General features: G+C 69.3%; 14 protein-coding genes. 5 read left to right on the forward strand and 9 right to left on the reverse strand.

The genetic code is table 11. The features are described from left to right. Positions 1-220: 220 nt before the first annotated feature. Entirely contained in the window at positions 221-2,248 is a 2,028-nt protein-coding gene (locus tag OG611_RS25860) for a glycogen debranching N-terminal domain-containing protein (RefSeq protein ID WP_266424494.1), read from the reverse strand. Positions 2,249-2,469: 221 nt separating this feature from the next. Between OG611_RS25860 and OG611_RS25865 the strand changes: the two genes are divergently transcribed. The 4 genes from OG611_RS25865 (at position 2,470) to OG611_RS25880 (ending at position 6,932) form a co-directional block, all read left to right on the forward strand. After that, a complete protein-coding gene (locus tag OG611_RS25865) occupies positions 2,470-3,519 on the forward strand; it encodes a LacI family DNA-binding transcriptional regulator (RefSeq protein WP_266424497.1) in 1,050 nt (349 codons plus the stop codon). A 93-nt stretch (positions 3,520-3,612) separates the two neighbouring features. Continuing rightward, a complete protein-coding gene (locus OG611_RS25870; protein WP_266424499.1) occupies positions 3,613-4,857 on the forward strand; it encodes an extracellular solute-binding protein in 1,245 nt (414 codons plus the stop codon). Positions 4,858-4,863: 6 nt separating this feature from the next. Continuing rightward, complete coding sequence (locus OG611_RS25875; protein WP_266424501.1) at positions 4,864-6,012, forward strand: carbohydrate ABC transporter permease; 1,149 nt, start codon at positions 4,864-4,866, stop codon at positions 6,010-6,012. Continuing rightward, on the forward strand, positions 6,009-6,932 hold the full coding sequence (locus OG611_RS25880; protein ID WP_266424504.1) for a carbohydrate ABC transporter permease: 924 nt from the start codon (positions 6,009-6,011) through the stop codon (positions 6,930-6,932). Before OG611_RS25875 ends, OG611_RS25880 begins: the two co-directional genes overlap by 4 nt. 146 nt (positions 6,933-7,078) lie before the next feature. Here OG611_RS25880 and OG611_RS25885 read toward each other — a convergent pair whose 3' ends face one another. The 8 genes from OG611_RS25885 to OG611_RS25920 form a co-directional block, all read right to left on the reverse strand. Continuing rightward, positions 7,079-7,600: a hypothetical protein gene (locus OG611_RS25885; RefSeq protein ID WP_266424507.1), complete on the reverse strand. Its 522-nt coding sequence runs from the start codon at positions 7,598-7,600 to the stop codon at positions 7,079-7,081. A gap of 76 nt (positions 7,601-7,676) precedes the next feature. Next, positions 7,677-8,225, reverse strand: a complete 549-nt coding sequence (locus OG611_RS25890) for a hypothetical protein (RefSeq protein WP_266424510.1) — start codon at positions 8,223-8,225, stop codon at positions 7,677-7,679. A 164-nt stretch (positions 8,226-8,389) separates the two neighbouring features. Further along, positions 8,390-8,545, reverse strand: coding sequence for a DUF6131 family protein (locus tag OG611_RS25895; protein ID WP_266424512.1), 156 nt, complete (start codon positions 8,543-8,545; stop codon positions 8,390-8,392). A gap of 433 nt (positions 8,546-8,978) precedes the next feature. Then, positions 8,979-9,695: an immunity 49 family protein gene (locus OG611_RS25900; protein WP_266424514.1), complete on the reverse strand. Its 717-nt coding sequence runs from the start codon at positions 9,693-9,695 to the stop codon at positions 8,979-8,981. 14 nt (positions 9,696-9,709) lie between these two features. Continuing rightward, positions 9,710-10,135 carry a hypothetical protein gene (locus OG611_RS25905; protein WP_266424516.1) on the reverse strand — a complete coding sequence of 142 codons (426 nt, stop codon included), beginning with the start codon at positions 10,133-10,135 and terminating at the stop codon, positions 9,710-9,712. 7 nt (positions 10,136-10,142) lie between these two features. Next, positions 10,143-11,654 carry a hypothetical protein gene (locus OG611_RS25910; RefSeq protein ID WP_266424519.1) on the reverse strand — a complete coding sequence of 504 codons (1,512 nt, stop codon included), beginning with the start codon at positions 11,652-11,654 and terminating at the stop codon, positions 10,143-10,145. Positions 11,655-12,578: 924 nt separating this feature from the next. After that, complete coding sequence (locus OG611_RS25915) at positions 12,579-13,787, reverse strand: hypothetical protein (RefSeq protein ID WP_266426245.1); 1,209 nt, start codon at positions 13,785-13,787, stop codon at positions 12,579-12,581. A gap of 1,163 nt (positions 13,788-14,950) precedes the next feature. Then, a complete protein-coding gene (locus OG611_RS25920) occupies positions 14,951-15,733 on the reverse strand; it encodes a helix-turn-helix domain-containing protein (RefSeq protein ID WP_266424522.1) in 783 nt (260 codons plus the stop codon). Between the two features lie 84 nt (positions 15,734-15,817). On the opposite strand from OG611_RS25920, the gene OG611_RS25925 reads away from it, so the two are divergent. Continuing rightward, entirely contained in the window at positions 15,818-16,621 is an 804-nt protein-coding gene (locus tag OG611_RS25925; protein ID WP_266424525.1) for a sulfite exporter TauE/SafE family protein, read from the forward strand. Positions 16,622-17,117 lie beyond the last annotated feature (496 nt).

Raw genomic sequence — 17,117 nt, forward strand, 5'->3', positions numbered from 1 at the left:
TGCGCACCGGGAAGGGTGCGCCGAGGCGGAAGCGAGGCACCGGCCTCCTCGGCCGACGGCCCGCCCCGCCGTGGGGACGGAAGCCGAACCGCTCGTGCGGGCGCTGCCGTACGGCCGTCGCCACCGCCCTTCACGGAGGCCCGCACCGGCCCTCGGGGCAGAAGCAGGCCTTCGCCCCGCTCCACGGCGACCTGCCGTGGAGCGGGCACACCTGCTCGCGTCAGCGGGGTGTCAGGTGCTGCCTCCTCACGACCAGGCCCTTCGGCGCCTCGACGTGCGCCGTACCGTCGGCATCGACGGAGATGTCCAGCCGCCCGCCCGCGATGTCGAGCCCCTCGGCCTTCAGCGGACGGTACGCCTCCGCGAACCCGGGCGCGACCGTGAGCGTTCCGCCGGGGACATCGGGGAAGAGCCCCAGCACCGACTGGAGGATCATCACCGACGAGGCCGCCGCCCAGGCCTGCGGGCGGCACGACGCGGGATAGGGCGAGGGCCGGGCGTCGGTCACCGCTCCATGGCCGGCGAACAGTTCGGGAAGCCTGCCGTCGAAGGCCGAGGACGCGCTCAGCAGTCCCTCGGACAGGGACGCGGCCGCTTCCGGGAATCCGGCCCTGACCAGGCCGTTCACGGCGATGGCCGTGTCATGCGGCCAGATGGAACCGATGTGGTAGCCGTACGGGTTGTAGGCCACGGAGTCGCTGCTCAGAGTCCGCAGACCATGGCCCGAATCGAGGTCGGGCGCGCTGAGCCTGGCGGCCAGCAGGGCGCTTTCCTCGTGGTCGAGCAGGCCCGTGCCCAGCAGGTGGCCGAAGCCCGAGGTGACCGAGTCCACCGGCTTCCTGTCACCGTCGAGCGCCACGGCCGGGTACGGCCCCCGCTCGTCCTCCACCCAGAAGTGGCTGCGGAAACGGTCGCGGAGCCGCTCGGCCCACTCCTCCCACCGGTCGGCGCCGGGGCGGCCGAAGGCGCGCAGCAGGTCCGCGCCGCCCCGGGCCGCCTCGTACGCGTACGCCTGGACCTCGCAGAGCGCGATCGGGGAAGCCGCGATGCGTCCGTCGCCGTAGCGGATGGAGTCGCCCGAGTCCTTCCAGCCCTGGTTGGCCAGGCCCCGGCCGGTGTGGTCGATGTACTTCAGGAACCCGTCCCCGTCCGCGTCGCCGTGGTCGCGCATCCAGGCAAGGGCGGACTCCGCGTGCGGCAGGAGTTGTTCGACCTGCTCGGGCGCGAGGCCCCAGCGCCAGGAGTCGTGCAGCAGGGTGATCCAGAGCGGGGTGGCGTCGACCGTGCCGTAGTAGCAGGGCGGCAGGGAGAAGTTCTCGTTGAAATTCTGGGTGGCGCGGCGCACTTCGTGCAGGATCTTGCCCGGCTGCTCCTCGGTGGCCCGGTCGGACTTCGTGCCCTGCCTGCGGGCCAGGGTGCGCAGCGTTCCGGCGGCGAGGTCGGTGCCCAGGGGCAGCAGCATGCGGGCCGCCCAGAGGGAGTCGCGGCCGAAGAGAGTGAGGAACCACGGGGCCCCGGCGGCCAGGAACTGGTCGGCGGGGTTCTCCGGATCGGTGAGCCGCAGCCGGTCGAGGTCGGCCGCGGACTGGCTCAGCCAGTGGTCGAAGCGCCGGTCCGCGCTGCGCAGTCGTGGCGTGCGCCAGGGCAGGCTGTCCGCAGGGGGTGCGGGGAACTGGTCGCCGTCCTCATGCGCCGCGTCGCAGTGCAGTACGGCGGTCCAGACGGCTCCGGGGGCGAGTTCGATCTCGTACTCCAGCCGTCCGGCGGCCGGGTCGACGGCCGCGGGCTCCGGGGAGCCGGTGAGACGTACGGCGAAGGTGTCCTGCGACCAGCGGAGTCCGTTCCCGGCGGAAGTGGCGGTGACCGGGCGCTGGGCATGTCCGGACTTGACGCGCTCGATCGGGGCGAGGTCCGTCCCGGCGGTGACGATCAGCCGGAGACGTACGTGCTGCCGCCCGGCGTTGGCGACTTCGAGGGTCTCCTCCAGGCGCCCGGGGGCGACGCGGCGGCGCCGGTGCAGGGTGACTGCCGGGTCCGGCGTGTCCTCGCCGAGGCCGCGCAGCACACTGCGGAAGGCCGCCCGGTCCGCGCCCTCCAGCCCTCCGCTCACCGGGGCGAGCACGATGTGGTCCGTCGCGACGGTCAGCCGGGCGAGTGCTCTGCTGTCGCCGTGGTAGAAGCCGTCGGCGGCACCGTCGATCTGACCGTTCGCACGCGAGATCACGAAGCTCGGCGCGTACAGCGTCACACAGGCGTCATGCAGGAATGGCTGGAGTCCTTCGGCCGACGGGCCTGCCCCCGTCTCGGAGTTTGTTATGTCGTGGGCCTTGACAGTTGTGTCCAACAGAGCAGAACCTCTCAGGCATTGGAGCGTTCCAAGAACCCTAACGACGACCTCAGGGCGATGACAACGGTTTTGGAACGCTCCAATGAACTCGTCCATTCGCACAACCGGTTCCGGAGACCCTCATGCCCCGCTCCTCCAACACCCCCGCGACCAAGGCCGCTTCGGTAACCCTGGCCACGGTCGCGCAGCGGGCCGGAGTGTCTCCGCAGACGGTGTCGAACGCGCTCAACTCGCCCGAACTGCTGCGTCCGGAGACCCTGGACCGCGTCCTGCGCACCATCGACGAGCTGGGCTACCGCCCGCATCGAGCGGCGCAGACCCTGCGTACCCGCTCCAGCAAGCTCATCGGCTACGGCATACGTCCCACCGCCCCCGGCACCTCGGCCCCGGTCATGGACCGGTTCCTGCACGCCCTGTCCCAGACCGCCGACGAGGCCGGTTATCGGATCCTGCTCTTCGCCGCACCCCCCGGCAGCGCGGGTCTCGACGGATACGAGGAACTCCTCGACCTCCACAGCGTGGACGGTTTCGTGCTGAGCGGCACCGACCGGGGCGACCAGCGCCAGGCCTGGCTGGAGAAGCGCGGGGTGCCGTTCGTGGCCTTCGGCCGGATGTGGTCCGGTCGTCAGGTCGGCGACTGGGTCGACGTCGACGGCGCCTCGGGCACGGACGCCGCGGTCGAGCATCTGGTGGGTCTGGGGCATCGCCGGATCGCGTTCCTCGGCTGGCCGCGCGGCTCCGGGGTCGGCGACGACCGCGCCGCGGGCTGGCAGCGCGCCATGCGACGGCACGGCCTACCGGTGCGCGGCAGGCGGGCACAGAGCGTCGATGACATCGCGTCGGCCCAGGCCGCTGTCGGACCACTGCTGGACGCGGGTGCGACGGCCGTGATCGCCGCCAGCGACATGCTCGCGCTGGGCTGTTATCACGCCCTGCGCGAACGACGGGTCGTGCCGGGCGCCGACATCGCCGTCGTCGGCTTCGACGACGACCCCCTGGCGGCGCTCCTGTCTCCCGGACTCTCCACCGTCGCCCAGCCGCTGGAGGCCGTCGGCCGCGAATGCGTCCGGCTTCTGCTGGCCCGGATGTCGCAGGTCGGCGCTCCGCCCGAACGCGTCCTGCTCGAACCGTCCCTCGTCGTGCGTGACAGCACGTCCGCGTCGGACGACTGAACCACCCCCTCGCCCGTGCCGCGGGCCACCGATTCACAGCGCGCCCTCTCCGGGCAGCTGAGCCGCAAGCCTCACCCCCTCATGGAGGAACTCATGGGAACCCGTACGGCCTTCGCCGCGCTCGCCACCTGCGCGGCGCTCCTGGCCGCCACCGGCTGCTCGTCCAGCTTCGGCAGCGACAAGGAGCCGGAGCAGGACAAGGCCGCCAAGCAGAATCTGACGGTACTGATCGCCACCTCGGGGGACGCCGAGACCCAGGCGGTCAAGGCTGCCGCCGCCGCGTACGCGAAGGAGTCGGGGAACTCCGTCTCCGTCGAGGTCGCCAAGGACATGAATCAGCAGCTTGCCCAGTCCTTCGCCGGGCACAAGCCGCCGGACGTCTTCTACGTCAACTCCGACCAGTTCGCGAACTACGCGAAGGGCGGCTCGCTGTACCCGTACGGGGACCGGATATCCGACGCCGACGACTTCTCCCAGCAGCTGCGGACCTCGTTCTCGTACGACGGGAAGCTGGTCTGTCTGCCGAAGGACACCTCCACCCTCGGTCTGGCCATCAACACCGACCTGTGGAAGAAGGCCGGGCTGACGGAGAAGGACTATCCCAAGAGCTGGGAGGAGCTGAGGACCGTCGCCGGCAAGCTCACCAAGAACGGCGTCACCGGCCTGGTCACCAGCGACGAGTACCAGCGGCTCGGCGTCTTCATGAAGCAGGCGGGCGGCTGGCTCACCGACCCGGACCAGAAGAAGATGACCGCCGACACCGCGGAGAACGCCAAGGGGCTCGAGTTCGTCCAGTCCCTGCTCAAGTCGGGCTCGATGAAGTTCGCCAAGCAGGTGGACACCAGCTGGGGCGGTGAGGCACTCGGCAAGGGCAAGGCCGCGATGACCATCGAGGGCAACTGGCTCGAAGGCGGCATGAAGCTCGACCACCCCGATGTGAAGTACGCCGTCGCACCGCTGCCCGCGGGGCCGGCCGGCCAGGGCACCCTCGCCTTCAGCAACTGCTGGGGCGTAGCCGCCGACAGCGCGCACCGCGACGCGGGCGTCGACCTCGTGAAGGACCTGACCTCCGCGAAGCAGCAGCTCGCCTTCGCCGATGCGTTCGGTGTCATGCCGTCGCGGACGAGCGCGCTCAAGACCTACGCCGGGAAGCAGCCCGCCGCCAAGGCCTGGGTGGACGGCAGCGCCTACGCGCAGGGCCCGGTGACGATCGCCGGCTTCGACAAGGTCCTGAGCCAGTTCAACACCGATCTGCAGTCGCTGCGCACCGCCGACCCGAAGAAGATCCTCGCCGACCTTCAGCGCAACGGCGAACAGGCGATCGCGAAGGGCAACTGAGCCCCCATGCCCATCCGCACGATCCGCGCGAGCGGTATCCCCCGTACGACCGGCTCGCCCGGCGCACCTGACAGCGCCCCCGGCGAAACCGGCACGACCGCGAAGGCCCGCGCCCGGCGCGCAGGCCTTCGCGGGGAGGGCACCTGGGGCTGGCTGTTCGTCAGCCCCATGGTGCTCGTCCTCGGACTGTTCATGGTGCTCCCCATCCTGATGGCGCTGTGGGTGAGCCTGCTGCACTGGGACGGACAGTCCAACCCGTTCTCCGGCCAGGCGGATTTCGTCGGCCTGGACAACTACCGGTCGCTGCTCACACAGGACGGGCTCGATCGCACCCTCTTCGCCACGTCCCTGCGCAACAACCTCTACTACGTCCTGCTGACCGTCCCCCTGCAGACCGTGCTGGCACTGGGCCTGGCCCTGATCGTCAACCAGAAGATGCTGCGGGGGCGCGGAGCCTTCCGTACGACGTTCTTCTTCCCGTCGGTCACCAGCTCCATCGCCGTCTCCACGGTCTTCCTCTTCCTCTTCCAGGGCAGCGGAGCCGTCAACTCCATGCTGTCCTGGATCGGGGTCAAGGGACCGAACTGGTTCGCGGACCCGCGCGGGGTGCTCTCCCTGGTCCTGGGAGGTCTGGGAATCGTCGATCCCGAACGGCCCACCGGCCTGCTGGCAGATCACTCCACACTGGGGCTGTCGTGGTTCGAGTGGCTCTCGGGCCCCTCGGTCGCGATGTGCACGCTCATCCTGCTCGCCGTGTGGACGACCTCCGGCAGCTTCATGCTGATCTTCCTCGCGGCGCTCCAGAACATCCCGCGGGAACTGGAGGAGTCGGCGGCGATGGAAGGGGTCAACCGCCGTCAGATGCTGCGGTATGTGACGCTGCCGGCCCTGCGCCCCGTGCTGTTCCTGGTTCTGACGCTCGGGCTGATCTCCACCTGGCAGGTGTTCGACCAGGTGTACGTGATGGGCCAGGGCGCTCCGGGCAATACGACGCTCACCCCCGCTTTCCTGTCGTACTCGGCGGGCTTCGACAACGCCGACTTCGGGCAGGGCGCGGCGATCGCGTTCATCCTGCTCGCCCTGATCCTCGTCCTGACCGCGTTCCAGCGCTGGGCGCTGCGGGAGCGCGGCGCACGTACCAGGAGGAACCGATGACCGCCGCCGCTACGGCCGTACGCGAACGCGCCCGTCGCGCCCCGCACGACCGGGGCCGTCCCGTCCTGAGCCGATTCCGCCTGCCGTGGCGACTGGTGGGGTACACCGCGGTCCTCGGGCTGGGGCTGCTCTATCTGCTCCCGTTCGTCCTCCAGTTGGTGACGGGCTTCAAGACGGACCCGGACGCCGCCGCGCACCCGCTGGCCCTGCTGCCGACCACTCCGACCACGGCCGCGTACCAGCGGCTGTTCGGGCTGAGCCGGGCCGCGGACGGAGTGCCCTTCCTGCGCTGGCTGGGCAACTCCGCTCTGATCGCGGTGCTGGTGACGGCGGGCCGGGTGCTGTTCGACTCCATGGCGGGATACGCGCTGGCACGGCTGCGTTTCCGGGGCCGTTCGGCGCTGTTCGGCTTCGTGCTCGCGGTGATGGCGGTGCCCGGCGTGGCCCTGCTCATCCCGAAGTTCCTGGTGCTGAACACCTTCGGTCTCTTCGACACGTACACCGGCATGATCCTGCCGCTGCTGGTGGACGCGGCGGGCATCTTCATCATGAAGCAGTTCTTCGAGTCGGTGCCGCGCGAGGTCGAGGAGGCGGCACGGGTCGACGGGGCGGGTGTGTTCCGGATCTTCTGGTCCGTCGTCCTGCCCATGGCCAGACCGGCGTTGATCACCCTGACGATCCTGTCGTTCCAGGGATCGTGGAACGAATTCACGCACTTCCTCGTCAGCACGCAGTCCGGCCAGTACGAGACGCTCACCACGGGCCTGGCCCGCTTCGTCTCGGGCGGACTCGGCGGCGGAACGCAGTATCCGCTGAAACTCGCGGCGGCCCTGCTGTCCACCATCCCGGTGGCCGCGCTCTTCTTCTGCTTCCAGCGCTACTTCGTCAACGGCGCCAATGCGGGCGCGGTCAAGGAGTGAGCACCGGCCGACGGGCCGCCCGGCGACATCCGTAGCCGGCAAGTCGCCGAGGCGGTGGCCGACCATCGGGTCGGCCTGCTCCGCAGCGGGCGGTTCGGGTGCCGGTCAACAGGAAGGCCGGCGTCGGGGCCGGGCAGGCAGCCCGCTCACGTATTCAGCAACCGGTTGAAGAACGACCGGTAGCGTTGCAGCGCGACACGCAGTTCCTCGGTCGGTACCTGCTCGCCCCGCTGCCACTGGCTTTCGAGCCCCTGTTTGTGGTCGGAGAAGGTCCTGGCGAGTGCCTGCATCACCTCCGCGACCAGGGTGTCCGCAGCACTGACCGCCGCCCGGGGATCATCGACGAAGTCACCCTGGATCCGCTGCCACCGGCTGCGGAATTCCTCCTGCTCCCTGCCGACGCCGAGAAGGGGCTCGTCCCCCTCATCCCCGTCTCTGCTTCCGGCGGCGGCATCGGGCGCGGCGCCGGACGGCGGTGCGTGCGGTGTCTCGTCCTCACCGCTTCGACCATGGCCCGGGTCAGTCGTCGTGGCTTCTCCCGGGAAGGTCGGTGGAACTTCGGTCGGGGCCTCGCGGACCTCTGGCGCCGAGGCGTCCCGTCCGCGTAGATCGTCAGTGGACAAGTTGCTTGCATCGGACCCGAGGGGGTCCCGGTGTCCCGTCGCCATGGCTCTTCCTCCATCCGATCCGGCGCCTTCGGCGGGTAGCGGCCCGGACCGGAGGCGCACTGGCGGTTCTTCCTCGCTACTCCCGCGGCCGCCCGCCGTTGTGAAGCAGTTCGTCGAACAGAGCCCGGTAGTGGACCATCGCACCCCGTAGCTCTTCCGTGGTCGCCTGGTGACGGCTGCTGCGGTCGCTGACCTCGTGGGCGGTGCGGTAGTTCTGCAGAGTGCGGCCGTGCTCGACCGACAGATCGCTGACCTGCTGCTCGTATCCCTTGGTCGGATAGCCGCGCTCGCTCATCAGCGCGGTCACGAGCCGGTCGGCTTCATGGACCGCGTCGTCGGGATGGTCGACGAAACGCTCCTGCGCCTGGCTCCAGCCCTGGGCGTACTTCTCCCGATCCGTCGCCGAGAGCGGTTTGATCTCCAGCGCGTCATGGCGCTGTTCCCGTTCCCTCAGTTCTTGCTCCGCGGCCGGCCGGCTCTGTTTCTCCTCCACGAGCCGCTCGTACTCCGGGCCGAACTGTTCCTTCAGATGGCGTCTGCGCGCAACCCTCCATGCTACGAGTGCGCACACCAGCAAAACGACCACTACCGCAACGATGATCGCTATGAGGGTTCCGGTCGACATGGCTCCTCCGCTCACCGATCACCGAGAAACGGAGAATTGCCAGAGACGTTCCTGTGGTCTTCCCTCCCCGGGTCACGTCATTCATCTGTCACCGCTCCCGGCAGAATCCGCCGGTGGATGACGCCGAGTGACCTTCGGGAGCCGAGGAGGATTGCCCTGTCGCTCTACCAGTAGTGCCTTCGACCGGCGACCGTGTGTCCCATCCCGCCCAGGATCCACAGAATCAGACCCACCACGGCGAGAATGATTCCGATCGTCCACAGGATGGAGATTCCGGTCACGAAACCGATGACAAGCAGGATGACTCCGAGAACGATCACGGCACGCTCCGATCTCGTGTGCTCTCCTTTCACTCTGTCTCCCGTGAGCCGTCGCGGCAACTGCCGACGGTCCGAGGGTTTCGTGCCGGGCAGGAGCAGCGGGTCACCTCCGGCGCTGCTCCCTCGCAACCGTGCGAGCCACTCATCGCACCACACGGCTCATGCAAGCCCTACGCACGCGTTCGGCTGCGTCGGCAGTGCAGACAGCGACGACGAAGCGGCCGGGAACAGCGATGGTTCCGTCCGGGCCGTCCGGACCGTTCACTTCATCGACCGGCCGCCGCGCGATCCGAGTACCGTGCTCGCGCCGGGCAGCGGCCTGCCGGACCGGGACGGGAGACGCAGCCCTTCTCCCGGACAGCTTCGACCGCGGAGAGTCCCGGCGTGCTGCCTGGCAGTGATCACGGTCGACGTCGGCTTCCGGATCACGGGTTCAGGTATCGATCTCGCCGGCCCAGCTGAATTCGAGGAGCGACCGGGGCAGGTACTCCGACTCGATTTCGAGGGGGAATCCCGCGTCGTGGGCGAGGCAAGCGACTGCGAGGGGGCCGAGGGCAACGAGGCCTTCCGCATCCGTAGCCCGTTCCTCGGCCGCGGACCAGTACTCCTTGTGCCACCGCAGCGCGTCATTCAGCGCGATATTGAACTCCTCATGGTCCTGCTGCAGGCAGCGGTGGAAGAGGATGATCGGCGGGTAGAGGATCTGTGACAGCAGTTCCGAGTCGACGGACCGGGCCACCTCCGGGTCGGCGCCGTCGAATGCGGCGACCAGCTTGTCGCCCGCCTCCCGGCGGCCGAGCCAGAAGTCCTGCAGGGCCTCCACCCAGGAGTAGATGTACTCCTCATACACTGCGCCCGACGCGCGCAGCAGGGAGACGGGCACCTCGGCCAGCTTCTTCAACCTCGCGTTCTCCCGGCAGACCAACGCGAGGTTGAACGAGGTGACCCCGGCACCGGCGTTCACACAGGACTCCGGGCCGATCGAGGGCAGGCTTGTCTCCCGCTCCCTGATCCGTACGCTCACACTGCTGCCTTCGGGCGCGGTGGCCGCGGCGAACAGTGCGGACCCGGTCTGCATGCCCGTCACCCACGCTTCCCAGGTCTCGAACTTCCTCGCCTCCGGGTCCCTCGCACACCGCGCCTTCGCCAAGGTCAGCGTCGTACTCAGCGCCAGGGCCCGCCTGGTGCTGCCGGGCCTTCCGAGTCGACCCGGTGCGCCCCCGGGAACGACTTGGGAATGACGTGGTGCCGCGCCGCGTCCTCACCCAGCCGCTCGGCGAAGCCGCTGTCGTTCGGCTTGTCTCCGAGCTGCTTCTTGTACGCCCTCTGCGCATCGAGGAGGTCCCGCTGGGACTCGGCGGTCGGGTTCTTCTCGAACGCCCGCTCTGCATTCGTGAGGTCCACGCTCACCCTCCGGTCCCTTGCCACCTTGTCGAGGTCCTTGAGGCGTTGAGGCGGGACCGAGGACCGGTCGAAGTCGGACAGGGCGAGCCGACTCTCGGGCGGCGCGGACGGCAGCGCGTCCCGGGAGATCCGGTTGCCGTTGCTGTCCGTGGCGAGTACGGGCAGTGCGACACCGTTCTCCCTCACCGCGATGTCAAGGCGGTGACCGTCGGAGCGATAGTGCTTCGTGTACCAGGCCGGGTCGTTGTTCGCCTTCCAGATCTGTTCGTCGAGGAGCTTCTTCCCCCGGTCGGTGGTGGCCTGGGGGCAGCAACTCGGCGCAGGTGAACACGCTCGTGTTCGGCGTCGGCACGCCGGTTTCCCCGAGCGGGTGGTTGGTGAAGACGATTTTGTCGACGACCGGATGGCCTCCACCCGGCGCGCAATATCGGTGGAGCTTGAGCCTGCGCAGCTCTTCGAGCAGTTCGTCCCGGGACATGCCGACCATGGGGGTGGTCGCGTTCGGGTCGATGTTGACCTCGGCAACCTTGACGAAGTCCGGCGGGGGTACCTGCCCGGTCTCACCCAGCAGCTGCTTCACCACATTCTTGAACCGGTCCTCGACCTTGCCGGCACTGCCGGTGACCGTCGTTTCCTGGATGGCCTGCCGAGTCGTCAGGTCCAGGATGTCGGCGCTGTACGCCTGGGACGCGCCGGCGGGAAGGTACGAGGTGCCCCAGGTGACCTTGTGACCGAACCGGGCGAGGTCGGTGGCGTGCTGCAGCACCGTCATGTCCTGCGGGGTGAGCTTGGCGGTGTGCTGTCTCAGTTCTTCGAAGTCGGCCAGGTTGGTGACCGTCAAACTGTCGGTCATGACAGCCAGTTCGTAGAAGGGCGCGAACGCCCGCTGCCTGATCACGTTGGCGATCGTGCCCGTGGCGGCCCTGATCCGATCGGAGTCGACCTTCGCCGACACGTCGGAGGTCATGGCGTCCAACGTCCGTAGTGCGGCCTTGCCGTTGCCCTTGTCGTCGACGAGCGGAGCGCTGACATTGAAGCCCCGGCCGGCGAGCCGCTTGGCCAGCTCCGGATCGTCGCCCAGGACGGCGGAGTTGTACAGAACCGCCGCCCATGTCACGGGCATCACGGTATTGGGCGGGGCCGTGTTGATCGCGGTGGCCGTGACGGGGTGGCTCGCCCCGGGCGCAACCGAGATCACCTGGTCGACCACCGACTGACCCGCGACGGACACCAACAGCGTGCCCTTCGCGGTGGTCTTGCCCTCGTTGGTGACCGTCACGACGGACGAACATGTCCGACTGCCGCAGGGACTCCCCGAGATGTTGCGCAAATGGACGCTCACATCCGGCTGAACGGTGACACGCTCGCTGAGCTCGGCGGGCTTCGCCTGTGTCTCGCCGAGCCGCTTCACGGCCGCTGCAGTGCTCTGTGCCTCGGCGCCGCTCGCCTCTCTGACGGTGGAGGACAAACTGCTGGGCGGGGTCTGATCACGCGCTGCGGCGTACTGGACCCGGACGTCGCGCGGGGGCCGGCGGTTGTCGGTCGTGGTGAACGCGGCCGTGGTGAACGCCGAGGGGGGCTTGGCGTCCTGACCGGATGCGCCGGTCGTCGACAAGCCGACGGACAGGAGCCGGTGCGGTGGCTCCGCGGTCACCCATATCTGCACTGCGCCGTTGATCAGCATGCGCACATGGCCACCGCTCACCGATGCGGTTCCCGCCTGCCGCCACTTCCCCGCCGTCCCCTCCGAGACCGCACCGGCCAGCGCCTTCGGGGTCAGCTCGGACGCCGGAAGCGGGCCCGATATCCTCTCCGGAGGATTTGCGATCCAGGTGTCGGCCAGAGAGTCCGCGCTGCCCGGCTCGTCTCACAGCCACCACTGCCTGTTGCCGCGCAGCAGGGTCCGGCCATTCCCCACGGCGATCTGCACCTGTGCTCCGTAGGCGCGACTCAGCGTGCCTCAGGACCTACCGTCGCCTCTCACCGTGACGCGCACGCTGGTCGTCACGCCATCGCTGTCCGCCGCGGTGCCTGCGTAGGTGACACCTCGCCAGGAGCGCAGGCCGTCCGTGGCCTCCGACGCCATCTCCTGAGGCGTCCGGGCCCGCGGCCACACCAGATATGCCGTGAGAAGCGCGCCGAGCAGCACCAACAGCGAAACCGCACTCCAGTGCCGCGTACGGGTAGACAGTGCCCGCGCGACACCGTTCCTGACTCTCCGAAAGCGGAACCGCGGTGGCCTCTCGTCCACTGCGGCCGACGGTTCGGCGTCCTCCTCGCGACTCGCGTCCATTCCGACCCCCGCGACTCAGAGCCACAACATCTTCTCCCGCGAGACTTTCGCCGGCTGTCGAATGCGTCACCGACTGCAAACGTACCCTCGCATCATCAACTGCTCACCAGATATGTGAAGTTGAACTCATGTGCCCATCCGGTTCAGCCCGGTCGTCCAGGCCGGCTGCGGCACCGGACACGGGCCGGACCGGCGCGCCTGCCGTCGCCTTTGAGGCGGCAGGCGCGGAGAATTGTCCAAGTGTTCCGGGCGAGCGAGGGACGACCGTCAGGCCGACAGGGGTACGTCGGGTCGTACACGTTCGACCCGGGTGTGAGGGACGTCCCCTGTCTCTCGTCAGGGTGCCGTGCTTCGGGCCCCCGCCGAGGACGTGCTGTGCAGCAGTTCCAATCGGTGCTGGACGGCTTCGACTGCCCCGGGGCGTCGGCCAGGTACGTGGTGGCGCAACGAGACCAGGGGCGGGCCGAGTTCCAGGGCCCGCTGCGGGTCGCGAAGTTCCTGCCACTGGTGGTGGGCGCGGTCCACGGCGCCTTCCACGGCGGGGTCGTCCGGGGGCTGTTGCCGGGCGAGGCGGGCGTCGGCGGCAGCCATCCACAGCTCGCAGCTGCGTGCCGGATCGTCGGCCAGACGAGCGAGGTCGGCCCGGACCTCCAGCCAGTGGGTGGCCTGCACGGAGCCCGCACCGTGGGTACGCAGTGCCCACCCCTCCCACATGGCTGCGAGCGACGCAGCTTCGCCGTGCCGCCCGGCGTGGGCGGCGGCAAGAATCGCAGGCAGCGGATCCTCCTTGGCCGCCTCGGCGCTTTCCCACGTCGGAGGAGGCGTTGTCGAACCAGGGACTGGGGCCTGATATGGCTGGTTCGGGATCTGGACAGCGGACGCCGCGGAGGAGAGGGCGGCTGTGTTGTCGATGGCCAGGAACAGCGCGTCGTGGGAGCCGGCCTGTGCGGCGACCTGTTCGTGGAGCTGGGCGAGTGGCGGGTTGATGCCACTGCGCCAGGCGGTGGCGAGGGCCTTCAGGTAGGCCGGTTCTGCGATTTGGCGGCGGCTCGGCGGCGGGGTGACCCGGCCGTACACGCGGATCCCATGGCCGAGGACGAGGCCCTCGTTGCGGAGCTTCTGCCAGGCGTCCGGGGTGGCGACCAGGTCGATGACGACGGTGGTGGTGCCCGGCCGTCGTAGTTTGAGTTCGCCGGCCAGCCAGTGCCAGGGCAGTGCGGTATAGCGCAGGGTGGTCGGCGTGGTCCGGGCGAGTGCGAGGTGGATCAGGTGCTGTTTGTGGTCGAGGTGGAGTTGTCCCGTCACGTAGAGGGTGAGTGGACCGGGTGCGGCGGCTGCGGCGCGGATGCGGGTGAGGACGGTCTGCGGGTCGGTCGGGTCGGCGAGTTCCACGATGGTGGCCGCCGTCGTGCCGGTCAGGATGCTGGGCGCGACCGCCGCCAGCGTGGGCAGGGCGCTGGTTGCGTCGATGAGACAGCCTTTGCCGGCCGGGGCTGCCGCGATCAGCAGCGCAGTCCCGGATGTCGTGTCCTCCCCGTTGATCATCACAACAGCACCGTAGCCGCTGCCCGGCATACGAACGTAACCAGCCACCAACTCCAGCCCGATGACTGGGTGGGGACTGTCATGCGACTGCCCGGCTGTCAGCGTGTCTGTGGCTGGGAACAGCCGCCGCGATGCCTCCCCGCCGCAAGGGGAAGACAGCCCAACTCCCGGCTTCGCTCGATCTCGGTTCGGATCGGCTCGCCTGCGAGGTGGATGGCCTCTGCCTTCTGCCGGACCGCCGGACGGAGACACCTCCGACGGTCCTGGTGAGAGATGAGAACGCGACCACTCTGCGGTACGGCAGGGTCCCCGAGGTCGCCGACGAGCCGAGCGAACAGGGCGAGCGTGGCGCCCGACGCGCATGCGTCACCGTCACGGCTGTCGGCCCGTCACTTCGTTCGAAGCTGGCGTAAGTGTCCGCCTCGCCTCCGTCCCTCGTGGCGGGTCGAACAAGGTCTACCGTCGCACTACTTACCGCGTACGGCTCGACCACTTGCTGAAACCGCTCAGCGTCCAAGGCGACAGCCGCACCGTCCACGAACCGCATCAACCAGAGGCTGTAACTCACAGGCCCACTCTTCCATTACCGTGATCCTCCCGACGAGGTGGCTACTCCTTGCCGCTGTCGGTCTGTTCACCGACGGTCACGTGGTCCGGCCCGACCTGCCGCCCGACTCTCCTCTCGACCTCGTTGCCGACCTCCTGGTCGTTCGGTGCGAGGCGCTGTCCGGATTTCCGATCGGCGCGGAGAGCGGAACAGCGCCCGTCGCGCCCCCGTGGTCATGACGGTGGTATGCAGCATCGTCAGCGTGCTGGTGAAGTCGGCGTCCTCGGGCCGTGGCATCTGCCCCTCATCGTTGCTTTCGGTAGTTGATCGAGTTCACTCCGTATGCTGCCCAAGCGGGCCGTGCCCTGCGCGCGATACGGATGAACCCACTCTCCGATCGGCATCATCCGGCCAAAAGTGCCGCAAAACAGCTGATCCGATGAACCTCGGGGCCCCGGAAAGGGGCCACGGGTGCGGTGCGGTGCGGTGCGGTGCGGTGCGGTGCGGTCCTGGTCGGCGCGACGGTAGAGGTGGAGCCGCACGCCGGTTCTCCGGGCAGCTGGGTGGTCCCCGCGGACGGAAATGATCCCGCCCCGTGGACCGCGATCACGGGCAATCAGCGCCGGCCGCCGCCCCGGCGATCCACGGAGAAGCGGGACGGGGGTGTGCCGAAAGCGCGGGTGAAGGCGGCAGTGAACGCCGCAGGAGAGGCGTAGCCGATACGGCCACTGACCTCGCTGACCGACCCGGCGCGGAGCAGCGGGACGGCCGCGAGCAGGCGGGCGCGGCCCCGCCAGACGGCTGGGCTGTCACCGGTCTCGGCGCGGAAACGCCGGGTGAAGGCCCGTTCGCTCATGGCCGTCCTGGCGGCCCACGCGGCGTTGGTGGCGTCGGCGTCCGGGGCGGCAAGGTACTCGCGGCAGAGCGCCGCGAGATCGGCGGAGGCGGGAATCCCCACGTGGAACGGGAGCGGGGCACGCTCGGCGATCTCGTACAGGAGGAGCTCGGCGATGCTTCCCTCACGCCCGGACAGGCTGTAGTCGACCTCGAAATCGGCAGCGGCCAGGAGCAGCTCGCGCAGCAGCGGCGGAACGTCCACGACCGTGCAGGTGGCGGGCCACCAGGGGACGGCGCGCGGCTCGATGTACAGGCTCCGGGTGCTCACCTCCAACATGTGGACCCGGTGCCGCGTATTCGGCGGGATCAGGACGGCGCGCTCGGGCGGAACGGTCCAGGTCCCCTCGGCGGTATCGACGACCATGACCCCCGTGGCGCCGTGGAGGAACTGCGCGCGCCGGTGTTCGTGCCAGTCCAGTACGTGGCCGGGTGGGTAGTCGGTGCCGATCGGCAGGACGGCTCGGTCGATGTGGTCGACATCGGCCAGCGGGACGTTCTTCACCCGTCCATCGTAATGGCTGACACGCGAAGGAACTGCGCTGACCATCGCATGCGCGTAGATCGTCGGAGTTGATGGAGTGAGGTCATGGACTTCGTGATGTTGATCGGGGTCGGGCTCCTCACCGGGGTGACGACAGTGTTGTTCGGTTTCGGTGGAGGGTTCGTCGCCGTACCGGTCGTGGTTTGGGCGGACGCCGTACTCGGCGCGGACGCGATGCGGGTGGCGACGGCCACTTCGGCCCTGGTGATGGTGGTGAACGCAGGGTTCGCGACGGCCGTCACACCGCGGCGGGTACTCCTCTCGCTCCGCGGCAGCGGCACGCTGCTTCTCCTGCTGGCGGCCGGCGCCTCGGTCGGCGCGCTCGCCACGCGCCTCGCTCCGGCCGCTCTGGCCCACTGGGCGTTCGTCGCGTACGTCGCTCTCACCATTGCTGACCTGCTCCTGCGCCCGGGATTCCTGCGCCCGAACACTCAGGTCGGGACGACATGCGACGCCCCGCGTCCGCTGCCGGCCGCCCTTGGCGCACCGATCGGCGCGGTCGCCGCCTTCCTCGGCGTGGGCGGCAGTGTCATGACCGTCCCCGCGATGCGGCGGGCCGGGCACGCGATGCATGTGGCGACTGCGCTGGCCAACCCCCTCACCCTTGCCATCGCGTTGCCGGCCACCGCGGTGTCCCTGTACGTGGCAGCGGTCCCCACCGCCGCGCACACGCAGGTGCATCTCGTGGGCCTCATCGACCTCCGCGCCGCCTCGGCGCTGCTCCTGGGGGCGCTGCCAGTGATCGCGGTGCTGCGCCGACGCCCGCCACGGATCCCCGACCGCATCCACGCCTGGGCCTACATCGGGCTGCTCCTCATGGTGACGGTCGCGATGCTGCTCGTGGTCTGACCGGCCGTTTCGCTGCGGATTGATGTGTGCGGGCGGCGGTACCTGTCGACGTCGTAGCCACCACTGGCTTGCACGCACCGGAGGCTGCCCAGGGGACGTCGTTCGGATCACGCGCTACCCGGCCAGAGCGGCTCGCTCTGCTGCTGTCGGATCGGCCGAAGAAGTGCGGGGGATCGGTGGGGGTTGGCGGCGGGTGTGCGACGGCAGGCGAGGGCGATACGGGTGGCGGTGCCGTCCTTGAGGTGTGCGAGGCGGGGCCGGGAGCCGGGCAGGATGTCGACGGTTGCGTGGTGAACACGGGCGTCGGCCGTTTCCTGGTTGCCAGCTCTGTCGCGGGGAGCGGCGGAAGTCAGGCCGCGGCGTCCGCGTCCGCGTCGGCGGCGCATGCGGTGTGGCCCAGATCGTTGTCCAGTGCATCCGTGGCCTGGGCAGGGACGCCACGATCGAGCACATGGAGGTGCGTCTCCCCTCAGTGCTCAAGTGGGCTGCCGGCTGC

The sequence above is a fragment of the Streptomyces sp. NBC_01363 genome (genome assembly GCF_026340595.1).
In the GTDB taxonomy this organism is placed as follows: Bacteria; Actinomycetota; Actinomycetes; order Streptomycetales; family Streptomycetaceae; genus Streptomyces.